The 16570-nt window shown below is 40.2% G+C and carries 15 protein-coding genes; 10 read left to right on the forward strand and 5 right to left on the reverse strand.

Annotated elements, in window-relative coordinates; genetic code table 11:
- The first annotated feature begins 479 nt into the window (after window positions 1-479).
- Window positions 480-1682: a tryptophan synthase subunit beta gene (gene trpB, locus G327_RS0100870; RefSeq protein ID WP_019612874.1), complete on the forward strand. Its 1203-nt coding sequence runs from the start codon at window positions 480-482 to the stop codon at window positions 1680-1682.
- A gap of 15 nt (window positions 1683-1697) precedes the next feature.
- Complete coding sequence (locus G327_RS26350; RefSeq protein ID WP_083938413.1) at window positions 1698-2231, forward strand: GNAT family N-acetyltransferase; 534 nt, start codon at window positions 1698-1700, stop codon at window positions 2229-2231.
- A 123-nt stretch (window positions 2232-2354) separates the two neighbouring features.
- On the opposite strand, the gene G327_RS0100880 is transcribed toward G327_RS26350, so the two are convergent.
- Together G327_RS0100880 and G327_RS0100885 are read right to left on the reverse strand one after the other, a co-directional pair.
- Window positions 2355-3188 (reverse strand): class I SAM-dependent methyltransferase, encoded by an 834-nt coding sequence (locus tag G327_RS0100880; protein WP_026339122.1) that lies wholly within the window; start codon window positions 3186-3188, stop codon window positions 2355-2357.
- Between the two features lie 151 nt (window positions 3189-3339).
- Window positions 3340-4113 (reverse strand): helix-turn-helix transcriptional regulator, encoded by a 774-nt coding sequence (locus tag G327_RS0100885; RefSeq protein ID WP_019612877.1) that lies wholly within the window; start codon window positions 4111-4113, stop codon window positions 3340-3342.
- Between the two features lie 480 nt (window positions 4114-4593).
- Here G327_RS0100885 and G327_RS0100895 point away from each other — a divergent pair, with 480 nt between their 5' ends.
- Complete coding sequence (locus G327_RS0100895) at window positions 4594-4893, forward strand: hypothetical protein (protein ID WP_019612878.1); 300 nt, start codon at window positions 4594-4596, stop codon at window positions 4891-4893.
- A gap of 157 nt (window positions 4894-5050) precedes the next feature.
- On the forward strand, window positions 5051-5677 hold the full coding sequence (locus G327_RS0100900; RefSeq protein WP_019612879.1) for a hypothetical protein: 627 nt from the start codon (window positions 5051-5053) through the stop codon (window positions 5675-5677).
- Window positions 5678-5748: 71 nt separating this feature from the next.
- On the opposite strand, the gene G327_RS0100905 is transcribed toward G327_RS0100900, so the two are convergent.
- Window positions 5749-6759: a trypsin-like serine protease gene (locus G327_RS0100905; RefSeq protein ID WP_019612880.1), complete on the reverse strand. Its 1011-nt coding sequence runs from the start codon at window positions 6757-6759 to the stop codon at window positions 5749-5751.
- A 789-nt stretch (window positions 6760-7548) separates the two neighbouring features.
- Here G327_RS0100905 and G327_RS0100910 point away from each other — a divergent pair.
- From G327_RS0100910 to G327_RS0100925, 4 genes are all read left to right on the forward strand, one after another.
- A complete protein-coding gene (locus G327_RS0100910) occupies window positions 7549-7851 on the forward strand; it encodes a hypothetical protein (RefSeq protein ID WP_019612881.1) in 303 nt (100 codons plus the stop codon).
- A gap of 403 nt (window positions 7852-8254) precedes the next feature.
- Window positions 8255-9874, forward strand: a complete 1620-nt coding sequence (locus G327_RS23775) for an acyltransferase (protein ID WP_019612882.1) — start codon at window positions 8255-8257, stop codon at window positions 9872-9874.
- A gap of 252 nt (window positions 9875-10126) precedes the next feature.
- Window positions 10127-10678: a PepSY domain-containing protein gene (locus G327_RS0100920; protein WP_019612883.1), complete on the forward strand. Its 552-nt coding sequence runs from the start codon at window positions 10127-10129 to the stop codon at window positions 10676-10678.
- Between the two features lie 119 nt (window positions 10679-10797).
- Window positions 10798-11037 carry a hypothetical protein gene (locus G327_RS0100925; RefSeq protein ID WP_157600947.1) on the forward strand — a complete coding sequence of 80 codons (240 nt, stop codon included), beginning with the start codon at window positions 10798-10800 and terminating at the stop codon, window positions 11035-11037.
- A 210-nt stretch (window positions 11038-11247) separates the two neighbouring features.
- Here G327_RS0100925 and G327_RS23780 read toward each other — a convergent pair whose 3' ends face one another.
- Window positions 11248-12015, reverse strand: a complete 768-nt coding sequence (locus G327_RS23780) for a substrate-binding periplasmic protein (RefSeq protein ID WP_019612885.1) — start codon at window positions 12013-12015, stop codon at window positions 11248-11250.
- 43 nt (window positions 12016-12058) lie between these two features.
- A complete protein-coding gene (locus tag G327_RS23785; protein ID WP_019612886.1) occupies window positions 12059-12820 on the reverse strand; it encodes a substrate-binding periplasmic protein in 762 nt (253 codons plus the stop codon).
- Between the two features lie 262 nt (window positions 12821-13082).
- On the opposite strand from G327_RS23785, the gene G327_RS0100940 reads away from it, so the two are divergent.
- Both G327_RS0100940 and G327_RS0100945 read left to right on the forward strand, forming a co-directional pair.
- Window positions 13083-14186 carry an ABC transporter substrate-binding protein gene (locus tag G327_RS0100940; RefSeq protein ID WP_019612887.1) on the forward strand — a complete coding sequence of 368 codons (1104 nt, stop codon included), beginning with the start codon at window positions 13083-13085 and terminating at the stop codon, window positions 14184-14186.
- A 399-nt stretch (window positions 14187-14585) separates the two neighbouring features.
- Window positions 14586-16493, forward strand: a complete 1908-nt coding sequence (locus tag G327_RS0100945; protein WP_019612888.1) for a methyl-accepting chemotaxis protein — start codon at window positions 14586-14588, stop codon at window positions 16491-16493.
- Window positions 16494-16570: the final 77 nt, after the last annotated feature.

The raw sequence follows: 16570 nt of genomic DNA on the forward strand, positions 1-16570 counted from the left end.
CTGTCGTACAGTGCCTTGCCAACACGCTGAACATTGGTGATTTTGGGGGCCGTTTTGCCCTGAATACCTTGAAAAAAAGAGCCCCCAAACACCCAGGCAATTTCAAAATCACAGACAGCTGGTGGCTCTCTATTCCACAAAGCCAAGGCGTTTAACCATTTTATCAAGGCGGCCTTCAGTCACATGCCACTAATCTAGAGACGGTGTTCTTTTGGGCCGTCATAACAAACGCCGGATCGGGACTGGTGATACCTCGCGTCGTCAGACGAGAGCGTTACCCAGAAAAAGGAAAAGATGCCGGTGTTCAGAGCCTGCCGCGCAGTTTTAGTGATGTTTAAACAGCCCCCCCCTCTCAACTTCATAGTTATGCCAATTGCTGTTGGCCCCTCCTTGACTCTGTTATATATTGACCGGGTGTATCAAAAATGAAGTCAACTAATGTCAAAGTAATAATAAATTCAAAAGTATAGAGAGGTTCTATGAGTAAATTCGAATTCGCCCCCATGCCTGATAATCACGGTTTCTTTGGTGAATATGGCGGTCAGATTATTCCGCCCGAGCTAAAGAACGCCATGGATGCGATTAATCAAGCCTACGAAGAAATTCGACAGACTCAAGGCTTCCAAGATGAGCTGATGCAGCTGTTCCAGGACTACGTCGGACGTCCAAGTCCTATCTATCATGCCAAACGCCTTAGCGATAAACTCGGCGGCGCACAGATCTATCTCAAGCGTGAAGACCTTAACCATACTGGTGCCCACAAGATCAATCACTGCCTTGGTGAGGCCTTACTCGCCAAATACATGAACAAGAAAAAGGTAATTGCCGAAACTGGTGCAGGCCAGCATGGTGTTGCACTTGCTACAGCCTGCGCCTTGGTGGGTATTCCCTGTGAAATCCATATGGGTCAAGTCGACATAGAGAAAGAGCATCCTAATGTCACTAAGATGAAAATCTTAGGCTGTAAGCTGGTCGCTGTTACTCAAGGCACGGCCACCTTAAAAGATGCAGTCGACAGCGCTTTTGTGGAATATCTTAAAAACCCGACAGATTATCTCTACGCCATCGGCTCTGTTGTCGGTCCTCACCCTTTCCCTAAAATGGTGCGAGACTTCCAAAGCATTATCGGCCGTGAAGCCAGAGAGCAGTTCCAGCAAAGATTCAATAAACTGCCCGATATCATCACCGCCTGTGTTGGCGGAGGCTCAAACGCCATTGGTCTGTTTACAGCTTTTCTGGATGACAGTGAGGTCAAAATAGTCGGCGTAGAACCTGCCGGTAAAGGACTGGATACCACGGAACATTCAGCTACCCTAACTTTAGGAAAGCCGGGCGCTATCCATGGTTTTAAATGCTATCTGCTGCAGGATGATGCAGGTGAGCCATTACCTGTTCACTCAATTGCTTCCGGCTTAGATTACCCGGGAGTTGGCCCGCAGCACTGTTACCTTAAAGATATTGAACGTGCAGAGTATGACTCAGTCACCGATGATGAGTGCTTAAATGCCTTTATGACACTCTCGCAGGTTGAAGGGATTATCCCGGCACTAGAGAGTGCCCATGCCGTGGCCTGGGCGATGCGCGAAGCCGTCAAGCTATCCAAAGACAAGCAGATCTTAATCAATCTGTCTGGCCGGGGTGATAAAGACGCTGATTATGTTGCCGATAAACTAGGCCTTTAACATTATCCAAAAGGGATGAAGTATTTACTTTGTCCCTTGCCTTGTTCCTACGAGAAGCACCGAAAACTAATTAAACTTTCTTACCGGAGTTATATACCTGTTACAAAAGAGCATTTTGATGGAATATCGAGTTTAGTTCCAACTCCTGAAGAACTGCATCGAATTTATCCGAGTGCGGCTTTCCCTCTAGATACACCTCAATTACAAAAATTATTAGAGCCGCGCAGAGACTTAACGGTACTTATGGATGGGCAGCAGATAATTGCATTTGCAAATTTGTATGATGTTAAGCCTGACATATCTGCATTTATAGGAAATGTGGTTGTAGCAAAATCACATCGCGGGCTTGGAATAGGCAAAGCTTTGATACTGCATATGAAAGAAATTTGTACAAATAAATATAATGCGGCAGTTCATTTATCTGTGTTTAATTTCAACACAAATGCCTTATTGCTGTACTCAAATATTGGCTTTATTCCCTATGCCGTTGAACAGCGTTTTAACTTAACAAAAGAGCCAGTGGCGTTGATGCATATGAAATCAACTTAGTTCCATAGTTAACACTGACAGTCTGAATACCCAGCGCGGAGCATGGAAACTAGTGCCTAATCTGGATACCCGCGACAATAGCCTCCCCGTATAGTGTATTACGAGAAGACATTTCAATAGAGGTTATGATTTCAGTTTAGCAATAACTCCGAACGAAGCGCTGCTTGATTCTTCTGCATCAAATCCATTTACGATTTCTATCACCTCAAATCCGTTATCAGCGAGTTCGGCACTAATGCTCTCATGTGTAAAGTACTGCATCCAGTTATATACATCCCATGTTCGATGCTCTTCAACAATGGTGAAATGGTCTAGTGATACATTATCGTCTTCATAACGAAAGGCATTATGGAAAGTAAAATAGTTGTTTTTAGACCAAAACTGGTTCATGTAATCTGGTGCAAATGAGCAATGCTCTGTGAATGCATCAAATGCACGGTTTGAAAAAACATCGAATATGAATAAACCATCTGGCTTTAAACTTTCTCGTACTTGATGATAAAGTGTCTGCCGATGCAGCGGCGAGAGAGCCCCTAGATCACAATAGATTAACGTTACTAAATCTTGCTCTAAAGGCAGTGTGGAAACCAGATAGTCTGCAGCAGCGTAGCTAATATCCAGCTTATGTTCAGCAGCAGAATCTTTGGCATATTGAATTGAATTAGCAGAGATATCTAAACCATAAACCTGTGCACCTAGCAGAGCATATTTCTCCGCATATAGTCCAGGACCGCATCCGAGATCACAGATAGATTTTCCATTCAGATCAAACATCTTGTCTATCCATGTTACCACCCTGTCTATTGCTGCTAGGGGACGTGATGCCATAGGTGTTTCCTGGCTTAGGTGAGCCTGGAGCATTTGTTCAGCAAGATGGGGCTCTGTCCATAATTTGTCGGTGGTATAAGCCGAGAACAATTCTGGTTTTTGCTGTATTTGAGTTAATTGTTTGAACATGTAATAAATCCTAGTGTTTAGCAAAAGTATTGTTCTGCTATGTTGGTTTCATTACATGCTAAAGGAGTGCTGTTAAGGCGTATTGAATAAATCAGACAGGACAGGAAATTTTAAGACGCTAACAAATGTGTTCCCCCTAGACACAAGGGAGCTAGAGAATGATGCCTGTATCCAGCATTTTCCGCAGTATGAGTGGTGTCTGACCCATGTAGTTTTTAATTTCTCTGGTCATATGGGCCTGATCTGAAAAACCACAATCCACAGCTATAGATGAAACGGCATAGGATGAATTAGTCAGACTGTCTATCGCTCGTTTTAACCGGACAATGGATGAGTACTGCTTGGGGGATAGTCCTACAGCATGGGTAAATTTTCTGTTGATTGTTCGTTCTGATACTTTTATCTGCTGTGCAATACTGTTGACTTGTGTAATACCTTGATCCTGGTGTATTAAGCTTAGAATATCTGCAACCATTGTAGTTTTTGACTGTGGCGGAAGCGCACAAATATGTCGATTAATACCAGTGATTAGCTGACTAACATTGTTTTTGTCACTGCACAGATTTTCGATCCACGGTACATGCTCCGCTGCATCTTTCCCGTATTGGAGACTGCCTGAGATCATAGAGAGTGGCGTGCTTAAAAAAGAAGCGGTAAAACCAGCTCTTAATCGAAGGCCGATGAAACCTTGATGGGCTCTAATCTTTATTAGATGAGCTTTAGTAAAAGGCGGGGAGATAATGGGGATAATATTGTTTAACTGCCCGTTCGCCTGAATATCAAACGTAAAAATAAGGTCTGTTCTCCCGTCCGGCACGATATAGTGGTGATTCCCTTGAACATTGTAATAAGTCCAGACGGCTTCAACACTTTCATTTTCTAGTGCATCAATCTCAATTTCATTGAAACCAATTTGAAAATCCATAGCAAATGCGACCATTGAGAAGTGAGTAATAAAAAGCTTAAGTAAACTTAGAGCTGAAGAGTATCACTAGTTTACTCGGGCCGACAAGTAGAAAAATAGACGGGGCATCCGATGGTTGATAAATCATAAGTGAATTATTTAAAATAATTCACTATCTGCATATCCCTCTTTTTTGTTGTCTGTGGCTACATAAGTCATTTAACAAAGCATGCAAAACTTTCTGCTCTTGTTATATTTCGTAACTACGCAGCTAATCTGCCATTCTGCAATAGATAAATCCGATACATTTACACAAATGTTGATAAGACTCACAAATATATGTAAAGTGTATTTCCATCACGAGTTATTGACTATCCTTTGACATAAAGAGAAGAACGTATGGTCGGCTCTGTACAGTTATTATCGAAAAAACGTGAAGCATGGCTGATTTTAAAATTATTTTCTATACAACTGATAATCTAAATAGATAAGTAGGATCTCATGAGTAGATGGTATGACAAACGGCCTAGGCTGGGAAAAAGACTGGACGAGTTTAAAGAAATGGATCAGAGAATCAGGGAGCCTATTTTAAACGATATAATAGATCTGGTAGAACAAGCGCAGCCAAGCCTTGTCACCCTAGAAAAAGCTTTTGACTTTCGTTTCGATTCTTATCGCCTACGCTGGTATGAGCATGATCCCCATTGCTGGTTTGTCTTTAACATCTTAGAATCAGCCGATGTCAGCACTTTGGAATCAGTAGAAAATTACCTAGAAAACAGATTACTGCTTGTAGCGTAATTAAAAGTAACCACAGCCTGGCACTTTTATCTTATCTAATTAGAAACAATAAAGCAGAATCTAAATAATGCATTAGTACCTCGGTTAACCGCTCCTGCTAAGTCGAAATATCTGTTCTATGATTAAAGCTTGGCTTATTAATGAACAGGAGTTAGTAATGAGATACTTATTCATTTTAGTTTCCATATTTGTTTCATTTAACCTCTATGCTGATAACATATCTAAACTTTATGAAGATAAAGAAAAACTACAGTACGACGATTTAGTGGTCGATATTAGAGGCTATAAAGTACCTACCCGGGCAGCCTTTAAAGGCTGGGTTTTATTAAATCACGCCGAAGATAAAGTTAAAGGTATCGCGGATTATTTTCGTGCCGAAGGCATTGAGGTGAGCATGCCCTTGTATTTAATTTTGCTTCAGGGAACAGACTGGGTAATGAATAACACCTCATTATTTACCCTGCCGAACAAAAAACACCTGCCGGATATGGTTAATACCATAAAGTTTATACAGCAGTATATTGAGCCTGAAATAGGTATTGTTATTCCTGTTTCTGGTGAGCGCAGCGCAGCTTTCAACAAAAGTGCAGGAGGAGCGGGGCTCAGTAAACATCTTATTTTTTGTGCATTAGATATGGTGCCGCGGGAAGATATCAGCCGTCCGGAATTACATAAAAAGCTCAAAGCGATACATAAAAAATACGGGGCTAAATACAAGGTTGGGCTGGGATTATATTCTGGAGTGCGCTTTCATATCGATACCTGCGGATATCGCGCCTGGTAATTGCTAAGATAAAAATGTTTCTTGGTTATCTGCATAACCAAGAAACTGGCGTTCTGCCGGAGGCCGATTAACTAGTCTTTAAAAATTCGTTTTCTACGTAAATAAACAAGTGCGAATAAAACCAGCAGGCCGGCAGCGTTCATTGCTCCCCCAAAAAGTTGGATCCCATCATCATCACCATCATCTTCTTCACCCTGCCCTTCATTGATGGTAATAAATTCATCATCAGAAAGGTGTAAAGTCCCCTCTTCACCTTTACTGCTTATTGAATAAGTACAGGTTTCAAATCCATCGAGTGAATTATCATCACAGGTACTCGACGCAAGATTAATTTCCGCATCCCCGGTTGTGTAAGCAGCTGCTGTTACGCCGTTTAAGTGCAGGCTCTGCACGGTGATCTCCGTTGTGCTGCTGGTATTAACCAGTGTTGGATAATGCCAGCCGTCTATTGTTTCTAATATCCAGCTCTGGGTGTAATCATGATCAATACGACTGCTCAATGAACCATTCCCGCACTCATAGCTATTTGCATTATTCTCGCTGTATACACCTACAATCTGATTACTACTGTTTAAACTGGCTGCTCCCCTATCACCGGAAGTAGTTGTTCCATCACAGGTATTTTTCAAATCAAGACGCTGCTCGAAATTATTTTCAATTTCCAGCGCTTCAAAACCACCGGATACTAGCTCTTCAGTGCCATAACCCCAAATACTGACACGCTCCGACAGTTCAACAGTGTCTAGTGAAAAAAGAGAAATTTTATTAATCTGCGCTAGGCTTTCTAATTCCCAAAGTGCCATATCAAAACCATCACTACCATGGTTAGGATGATCAGTGACGCTGATCCGTTTAATCTCCTCTTCATCCCAAGTTTCGATGCTGCCGCTGGAGTGACTGCTGGAGCATTGTTCCGCAGTTAAAACCCATTTCCCGCCAATGATCGTGCTTGAGCAGGTACCTTGATCTGACGTCGCCTTTACAAATTGCGGATTATCCTGTTCCGATTTAGCTTCTCCATCTTCAACAGCTAAAACAGGTAGGGTTGTTAACAAAGCGGCTAATAGTAATTTTTTCTGCATGATGCCTCACTTCTTTAAGAAAAAGGCTTCCTGCCTCAATTAACTCGAATTATTTATTCTACCTAAAATTATTGAGCATTCATACGTACTTTATTATATTCCAGTGATGGTGCACGGCTATAATGAGAACTGCTCAAATGAGAACTGCTCAAATGACTCAATATAGCTACTAATCCTGATTATTTAGCTTACTTTTATAGCTATTTTATTGTGTCGCATTGTTCTTTAAATCTGTTTTGAACAGTTATCGTTCAAAATTAGGTTGTTTTTTGTAATGCGCTTGCAGCCCCCGCCATAGTACTGCGAACTAATATATCCCGTGTCCCCATAGATACTTTTTATTCCCCTGCATCGATCATCATTTATATCAAATCAACTGGTTTGATATATGACATTTTACTTCCCTGTATATTGATAAGATAACGATAAGAGAAAAGCAGCCCTATAACGAATACTTACGAAGCACTAAAGCAAAAAATACGCAAAATACAACCAACATACTAATAACAGCAGATTAACAAAAAAAACCAGAACAACAATAAATAATAACGCATCGAAACAGTGCATTAAAACACACAAAAAGCACCAAATTTTCGAGATTAAAACTGATTTAGATCAAGTGGTTAAATTCAAATAGGGGGAGCAAAAATTTATCGCTGTCACTTAAATCTGCTATAAAAAAACCAACAATCCATTGAATCTCGAGCAAAGATAAATTAGTGTGTTGTTTTTAAAAAATCCGGCTGAAAATAAGCAGTTTGACGGTCTAGTAATATGTAAGGAAAATTTATGTACACAATAATATATCAGTGGGAAGTTCACTCTCATAAATGCGATGAGTTTTTAAATGCATGGGAAGCTGTAACCGAACATTATATGGAAAATCATAATGCGTTAGGCTCTCGACTGCATAAAGCAGGTGAAAATTATTTTGTTGCTTATTCACAGTGGTTAAATAAAGAAGCAAGAGATGCCGCTTTTTCTAAAAATGACGCGCCGCAGGAAGCAATAACAACAATGGAAGACTCAATAATCAATACGCATCGTGCCATTGAAATGGATGTTCTATCCGATAAACTAGTTAACACTTAGCATCAGTTTACAGAGCAAAAACTGTAATCTCGAGCAATAACAGCACTGCTCTGCAATTCGAGCGATTATTATCTTTCATTCCGCTTTCAGAAAATCGCATTACACAGCAGCACCTAAAGGAAAAGGCAGGAATAACATCTTGCCTTTGACTATACAAACAAGCCTTTTTCATCCTAGCGACCTGTTTTTTATACTATAAAACATAAAGGTCTAGCGCCACACTTTTCATGTTCATCTCCCTCATCATTACAACTACATGATTTAACATAAAACTCAATTAAAGTTAGTAAAAATTGATATTACCATGAACAATTATTAAGCAGCAAAATTCAACAGAAGCTAGTAATAAACAGTATGACGATGTATAAATGAAACACCGTTTCATTTATTCATCAAGGTTTATATGACTGCACATAAGACTGAAAAATTAACAGCACCTACACAAAGTGATTATTTACCATGGACACGAAATGCAGAACAACAGGAGAAAAATACTCAATATAAAGCCAAGCTAAGTAAGCAGTATGGCTATCTAATCAATCACGATGCGTTTATCTCAGAGCAGGCTGTCATTTGTTGTGATGATTTAACACTAGGAAGTAAATCCTATATCGCTGCACAAGCCATTTTACGAGGCTCATTAAATATTGCTAATAATGTTTCCATAAATAACCATGTGCAGATTTCAGGTAAGGTTACAATTGGTCAGCAAGTACGTATTGCCTCAATGACAACCATTGTCGGTTTCAACCACGGTTTTGAAGATATACATACCCCGATCTATAAACAACCCTGTACAAGTAAGGGAATAGTTATCGGTGAAAATGTCTGGATAGGTGCGAGCGTAGTTATTTGTGACGGTGTTAAAATTGGCGCTAACAGTATAATTGCGGCAGGCTCGATTGTAGTTAAAGATCTGCCGGCGTCCTCAATCTGTGCAGGTAATCCAGCTAAAGTGATCAGAAGCCGTATTCCTAATACCCCAGTTGTAAGCACCTGCAAAGTAAGCAGCAGTCTAAGAAAAATTAGTAAACAAATTCAACAGCAGTGGTCTAATATCCAGAAGTTCCATAACTGTTCACTAATGCTGGAGCAAATACAGTCACAACAACCTTTCCCGTCCGATAATATCAGACCGCTTTGCGACATGGTCGAAATAGCATCCGCATTGAATAGGCCTGTTGAATTTTGCGAGAAAGGTGTATTAATAGAAAAACTCCAGAATTTACAACTCCCCTGTTCGGGTTTAATAGGCATACCAGGAAAAGAGCAAAGCCTGCTTGATATATCTGATCATTATCCATTATTAAGCCTGGGTTATGCACTGCAGTGTTTAGACAGCCAGCTAAAATGGCCTGTTCATGCAGTTAATAAAATCAATAAATATGATTTATACACACATCTATCCCAGTTAGACTGGAAGCATAGAGCCTGGGGATCCGGTGCTTGGATAGATTTATTTAGCAGCGCTGTTTATTTACAAAAAGATCTTATTAATCAAGATGAAAAAGACAAACTATTAAACCCTTTATTTGCCTGGTTAAATATTAATAACTTACAAGCAACTGGAATGTGGGCATCTGCAAACCAAGAATCACAATGGCTGAAAGCTGTAAATGGTTTTTATCGTTTAACACGCGGCAGCTACGCACAATTTTCACAACCGCTACCGTATCCAGAATCATCTATTGATACCATACTCTGCCATAGTCGAATCAACGGGCATTTTTTAAGAAATAATATTACAGCGTGTAACGTACTGGACATTATCCACCCTCTTTGCCAGTCCGCTTTACAAACTGATTATCGCCAAAGCGAAATAAAAGCGCTGTTTGAACAACAGATCCCTGCAATTACTGAGCGCTGGCAGAATAACCAGGGTTTTGCATTTTCTCCAGATCAAACGGCTAGTTTACAAGGCACAGAAATGTGGATGTCAATATTAGCGACTGCGGCTGAGTATTTAGGAATGCAGGAGGAGCTGCAGTTCACTCCAAAAGGAATTCACCAGTTATCAAACTAAAGGATCGGATCCTGTGTTTCCCTTCCGGTGGAATTTAGCTCTATCCTAAAGACGGTTTTGAAGGTAATCATAACTTTCTTCAAAACCATTTTCCTGTCCCAAAAGCAGTTAAAAATAATAATGGATATTCACGCTCTTTTAACAGTCAATTTGTCTGAATTAACAACATGAACTTTTGGTAATGTTTTGTCCATCTTCCCGCTAAGGTGCTTTGCTAAACTCCCCTCATCAATTAAACATAAGGGCACCGACATGAAACTTATCAAACGAATCATTTTTTCCAGCAGCTTAACTCTTATCTCTTTTATGACTACTGCAAATAATGACGGGCTGTCTGAATTAGCTTTAAAGCGGGCCGATTTTTCGATTGAACAGGCGGTCGAGAAAATCACAAATAATTTCCCAGGTAAAATAACGGAACTGAAACTGGATGACTACAACCACCAGTCAGTCTTTGAAGTAGAAGTCATTAATGAACAGGAAGAGATAAAACATGAGCTTAAACTCAGTACCGCTGACGGCAGCTTGCTAAAAGATGAAAGAACCAGTTTAAGTACTGTAGGTATCAGTTCGTTAGACGATAAAGATCGTAATATGCTTAATCAGCTGGATACCTCTAAATTTAATCTACAGGCAAGCATCAGCAGTGTGCAGGAAGAATACGGTTCCAGCGTCGTTGCACTGGAATTAGAAAATAAAAAAGGCATCACTTTTTATGAAATTGAGCTTTTAAATGATAAAGAGCTGATTATTGATGTGGTTACCGGTGAAGTCGTTATGCTCACAAACCGTTTTCACGATTAACAAAGCCCCTTAAACTCTATGCTTAATTGAATTATTTTGATGCTCTGCAAACATTTATGACGGCATTTTCAGAGCATATTTATGCATTTTAAAACGGCAGCAGTACTATGGAAAAAATTATGAAATATAAAAAATCAGCATCAAATGCACTTTGGGGTATTTTGGCTTTTATTCGTTTAATAACCTTTAGTTTTATTACGTTAATCTCTTTTCTTTTTATCAGCTTAATGTCCTTTTTATTTATGGGTTTAATGCTTGTTATCGTAGGTATCCAGAAAATTGAAAACCATATAAAAACTAAAAATGTGTCGCAGCAAACAGCTGAGATCAAGTTATTAGAACTAAAAAAAGATGAATAATAAACAACCGGCCTAAAATCTGAAAATATAAATAACATTAATCTAACTGTTAGCACTCATTCAAGTGCCGGGAAAATATGTCAGTATTTTACAGCAGCTTGATGAGTCGGCCGTTAAATTGTCCTGCTAGGTGAGTAGAGTAATAATTACCGTCTGATAATCAAAAAAAGCAGGCAAACCGTGACTATTAAGTACAGGGCGGATTTATTTTTATTCAACAATAAAATTATTGTCAGAGGAGAAATCGTCCATTGTATACTTCTCGAGTATTTTATGTATATAGCCCTTTTTTTTAATTTCAGACACTGCTTTTATAAACCTGACCGCTAAGCCTTGATCTACAAACTGCTTTGACAAACCGATATGATAGTTAATACTTTTGTGTGTGCTAGTGTATTTTACATTGGATAATCCAAGCTTATAAATAAGAGCCTGGCCAACAATTCTGTTGGAATAAACTGCATCAAGCTTTCCTGCCGCCAGATCTAAAAATGAGAACTCATCATGCGGGAACATCACGATGTTAAATCTATTGCTTTTATTCAGCTCTCTTAGGGACTTTGCAGTGTTCGATGGGCCATATACACCAACACGAAGCCCGCCGATATCAGATTCATAGCTAAATGAAGGCAGCTTGTCTTCTTTTACAAAAAAACCATACTCCGACTTCATAACCGGCGCTGTAAAGTGCAGCAGCTCTTCTCTCTGGCTGTTTCTTCCTATAAGGAATAAACCGTCAGTCAAACCAGAATAAACCCGACTCTGAGCTTTAGGCCAGTCAAGGACATATATTTCACACTTGATTTTGGCCTGAGTACAAGCCGCATTTACAACCTCAACTGCCGGTCCGGCTGGCTTATGCCCTATTTCATAACTAAATGGAGCAAAATGCTGGGTCACAAAGGTCAACTTATCAGCGTATACGGCGAAAGAAAAAAACACAGCTGCAAAGTAGTAATACGTTGTTTTTAATTTCATTCTTACTCTCCCTTTAACCTTTTAACATCCGCATACACGTTAGTTATTTGGTAGCCGTTTCACGATAAAATACCGAATAACTGGACAGTATGTTTTCAATAATGCCTTCAGTAAGCATGTGTGAAATAGTATCCATATAATCTTCTGCCAGATCCGGCGTGGTGTTAACCTTAGACAAGCCTATATAGTAATTGATATCAGAATGCTTCCTATAATAGTTAATATTAGTCAGACCCAGCTTTGCTATCAATGCATTACCAACCAGTCGATTGGAGTACACAGCATCCACTCGGCCTGCCGAGAGTTTTTTAAACGGAAACTCATCATGCGGTGTAATGTCCAGCTTAACGCCGTTTACATTTTTGGTTAGTTCCATTAATGTTCTGGACGTATTTGAAGGGCCGTAAACAGCAATAACAAGCCCGCTCAGCTCCAGTTTGTCAGCTACATTGAAATTACGGTTATCACGAGCAAAGAATCCATACTCGGTATGCATTACCGGTTCTGAGAAATAGAGCCGGGCCTCTCGTTCTTTACTCCAGCCTATAGGGAAGAAGCCGTTAATTACTCCCTGACTTACATATTTCTGTGCCCGGGGCCAGGGTAAAACGGTTACGCGACACTTAATGTCGGCAAGTTCACATGCAGACTTAACAATTTCAACCGCAGGACCATGAGCCACACCGCCCACTTCATAAGAGAACGGGGAAAATTCCTGTGTGGCAAAGCTTAGTTCTTTATTGTCATCTGCTGAAGAAGGAAGCGAGACCGCAGCTGCTAATAGATATACAGCAGCTCTGAACATATTTAACCTCCCTGTCAGTATTATGAAGTATTCGTTTCTGCTTAACTCAGCACTGCTTTCAACTACTTTGTATTAGAGTATAGGAAAAATCCCCTGCCTTTCAATATGCGAGAATGCAGCTGACTTAGTGCGTTCACCCCCTCTGAATATCCAGCCTTGTAGCAGGCTTTTTATTGATATCAAAAGTAGGACAAGCAGTTAGACTAATGAAGCAAATTTACTATAGTGCTATTACCATCGCTATTAAACACTGGAGCAGTCCATGTCAATTTTCTCCTCTCATATTAAATTATTATCTATCTGTCTATGCTCTTTTCTCTTACTGCCACTCGCGGCTAATGCAGAACTCACATTAAGAATGTTAACCTGGGAGGGCTATTCTCCTGACCTTCAAGTTAAAGCATTTGAAAAAGCAATGACTGATAAGTACGGTGAAAAAGTAAGTATGGAAATCACCTATATTTCTTCTGCTGACGAGTACTTTACAAATTTACGTAAAGGCAAAGTTGATATTATTGTACCCAGCCATAATATCATCCTCGATGAACGTTATAAGCTGGTGACTAAGAAACTGTTAATCCCTATTGATTTGAAAAACATCCCCAATTACAGCAAAATTATTCCCAGCCTGCAAAAGGCTGATTATGCAGTCAAAGGCGGCAAGCTTTATTCTGTACCGTTAGTGCACGGCCCTTACGGACTTGCTTATAACTCAGAAAAAATGACGTCTCCCGACTCATGGAACGTATTGTGGGATAATCAGTATAAAGGAAAGTACACACTTAGCTCCGATTACTCGGAAGTTAATATTTATGTAGCGGCACTTGCTTTAGGCATAAATAAAAATGATATTGCTAATATCGAACGCCTAAGCCAGCCTGATGTACAGCAGAAGCTCAACCAGTTAATCGCCAATGCCAGTCATATGTGGAAAGGTGTCGATGCGCCTGAAGACTTAGAAAATAACCTGCTTGGTGCTGCATGGGGGTTTTCATTTCCCGAGCTAAAACAAAAAGGCCAGCACTGGGCGATGGCTGAGCCAAAAGAAGGGACTACCGGCTGGGTTGACGGGCATTCATTAAGTAAAACTCTAAGCAGTAAACCTAAACTGAAAGAGATTGCAGAAGCCTGGATAAATTACACTATTAGTGATGGTTTTCAACTTGATGTTATTGTTCATGGAATCGGCAGCGCGCCGGTTAATACCGCGATAAAAGCCCGTATGACAGCAGAAGAAATATCAGCCTTTCATATGGATGACCCGGATTATTTCAAAAATAACCGTATTTTATGGCCGACACTAAAAGTGCGCCAGAGAAACTTATTGAACCAGCTCTGGGAAAATGCGTTAAAAGCAGCCAAATAGAAAAAACGCCAGAAGCCAAGTACAACTTGGCTGACGGCCCTTGCATATATCCATTAACTTAAAGAGAATACTTTACAGCTAAGCCTGCTTATTCAGATTATTGTACAGCGTATCAATACTGTTATTTTTATTAACCAGCCCGCTTCTTTCTCATCTTTTCTCACACATAAAAAAATACAAACAACAAATTAAAATCACATACAGAGCATTTCCACACAGCTTTTAACCTCAAAAACGTTCAATAAACGCACACCCAAACCCTGCCGTTACTGACCTGCATCTTGTTTTTATGTTTAATTCACAATTATTGTAAAATAGTTGAAGCTCATCACTGAGCCTGCTATAAAAATAATATAAAACACAAAGTACATTGGTATTAAAATACAGGGAAAATTAATCATGCAATCACTCGGATTCAAAAAAACAATAATTATCTCCATTATCGCATTAGTGACATTGTGTTTATTAACCTCCAACTGGATTGCATATGTCAATCTCAGGGATAACACCATTGAGAATGTCAGGGAACATTCCAAAACGATTGTCAACTTTGAAGCTGCTAAAATCGCTTCATGGTTCCAAAGTAAAGTCATTGTTATCGACTCGCTTGCTGAGCGTTATAAAGGCCGAACCTACAACACTGATTACGTAGAAATTGCCCGGTTATCTAAAAGTATTGCTGAAATAAGCGCTGTCTATTTTGGCCTTAAAGACGGTAGTATGCATGGAACAGCAGCGGGAGATATCTGGACAAACGGCGTTGCTGATCCTGAACAATATGATCCGCGCACTCGCCCCTGGTATCAGATGGCCAAGGCGGCAGATACACCGATTGTTACCGATGCTTATATAGACTCGGTAACTAATCAGCCGGTTGTTTCTGTAGCAAAAAGCTTCGGTGAAGGAGTCGCACTGGCTGATGTATCATTAGCAATTTTATCGCAGACTGTAAAGAACATTGATTTTCCAGGTGCTGCGGCTGTCATTACCGACGGAGCAGGAAAATCATTAGCTTCCAACTCAACTGCGCTGAAGGTAGGCACTAAACTGACAGATATCGGCATGATCGATATTCAGAATGCAATGCAGTCTCAGGATGAGAGCTCAATAGCTTACACAATTAACGGCGTTGAAAAATTAGCATTTACTAAAGCAATACCATTAATTAACGGTAAGAAGTGGTACTTAGTTATCGGAATCAATAAATCCATTGCTTATGCAGAAGTTGACCAGGCATTAACGGATGCAGTTCTCGCATCACTGGTTATGCTGGTTATTGCTATTACGCTTGTTATTACTACCTTAAATGCACTGTATCGCCCTATACTCACGCTTAAAGCGATGGTACTTGATTTATCAAAAGGGCATGGCGATCTCACTAGACGACTTCCAGTTACCAGTAATGACGACTTAGGACAGATATCAGAAGGTATAAACCGATTTATTGAAAATCTGCAGTCTTTGATGCAGGAAGTCTCGCAGACATCAGGGGACATCTCCAGCAGCGTTGATCAGCTTAAACAGCAGACCGATGCAAATAACCAGGTATTAACAGCTCACTCAATGGAAACTGAACAAGTTGTTTCTGCTATTGAGCAGATGAGTGCTACCGCAAGTGATGTCGCTGGTAATGCATCTGAAGCATCCCGATTTACCCACGATACTAATTCACAGGTAACAGACTCACGCAATGTTGTTACACAGGCAACAAATACGGTGTCACAACTTGCAAATGATGTTGAAAATACGGCCGTCAGTATTGAAGATATCGGTAAAGATTCTCAAGAGATCACCAGTGTACTCAATGTGATTGGTTCCATTGCAGAGCAGACCAATTTACTGGCATTAAATGCGGCTATAGAAGCGGCCAGAGCTGGAGAGCAGGGACGAGGATTTGCCGTTGTTGCAGATGAAGTAAGAGCGCTGGCGGCAAGGACGCAAAGCAGTACTGCTGAGATTGAGCAAACGCTGAATAAACTGCTTAACGGATCGAAAACGGCAATTGATGCAATGAGTGCCACCAAATCGACCTGTGAAAGAACAACTCAAAGCACTTCACTGGTGGCGACAGATCTGGACAGTATTGCTGTTTCAGTGACTAATATCAACGATTTGAATACCTTGATTGCCACAGCAGCAGAGCAGCAGAGTTCTGTTGCAGAGGATATCACCCGTAATATGAACGCAATACAAGAGATAGTTGGTGAATTAACCGTCAACGGACAATCTACCGCCAATGAAACCATTAACCTTTCGGCAGCCAACAGTCAGTTAAAGTCAGTGGTTAATAAATTTAAACTGCATTAATTAAAAATACAGGCTCTGGTTTTGTTCTTTTGAACAAAGGACAAGACCGGATAGTCAGTATTATTTTCTATCCTCCG

The sequence above is a fragment of the Psychromonas ossibalaenae ATCC BAA-1528 genome (assembly GCF_000381745.1).
In the GTDB taxonomy this organism is placed as follows: Bacteria; Pseudomonadota; Gammaproteobacteria; order Enterobacterales; family Psychromonadaceae; genus Psychromonas; species Psychromonas ossibalaenae.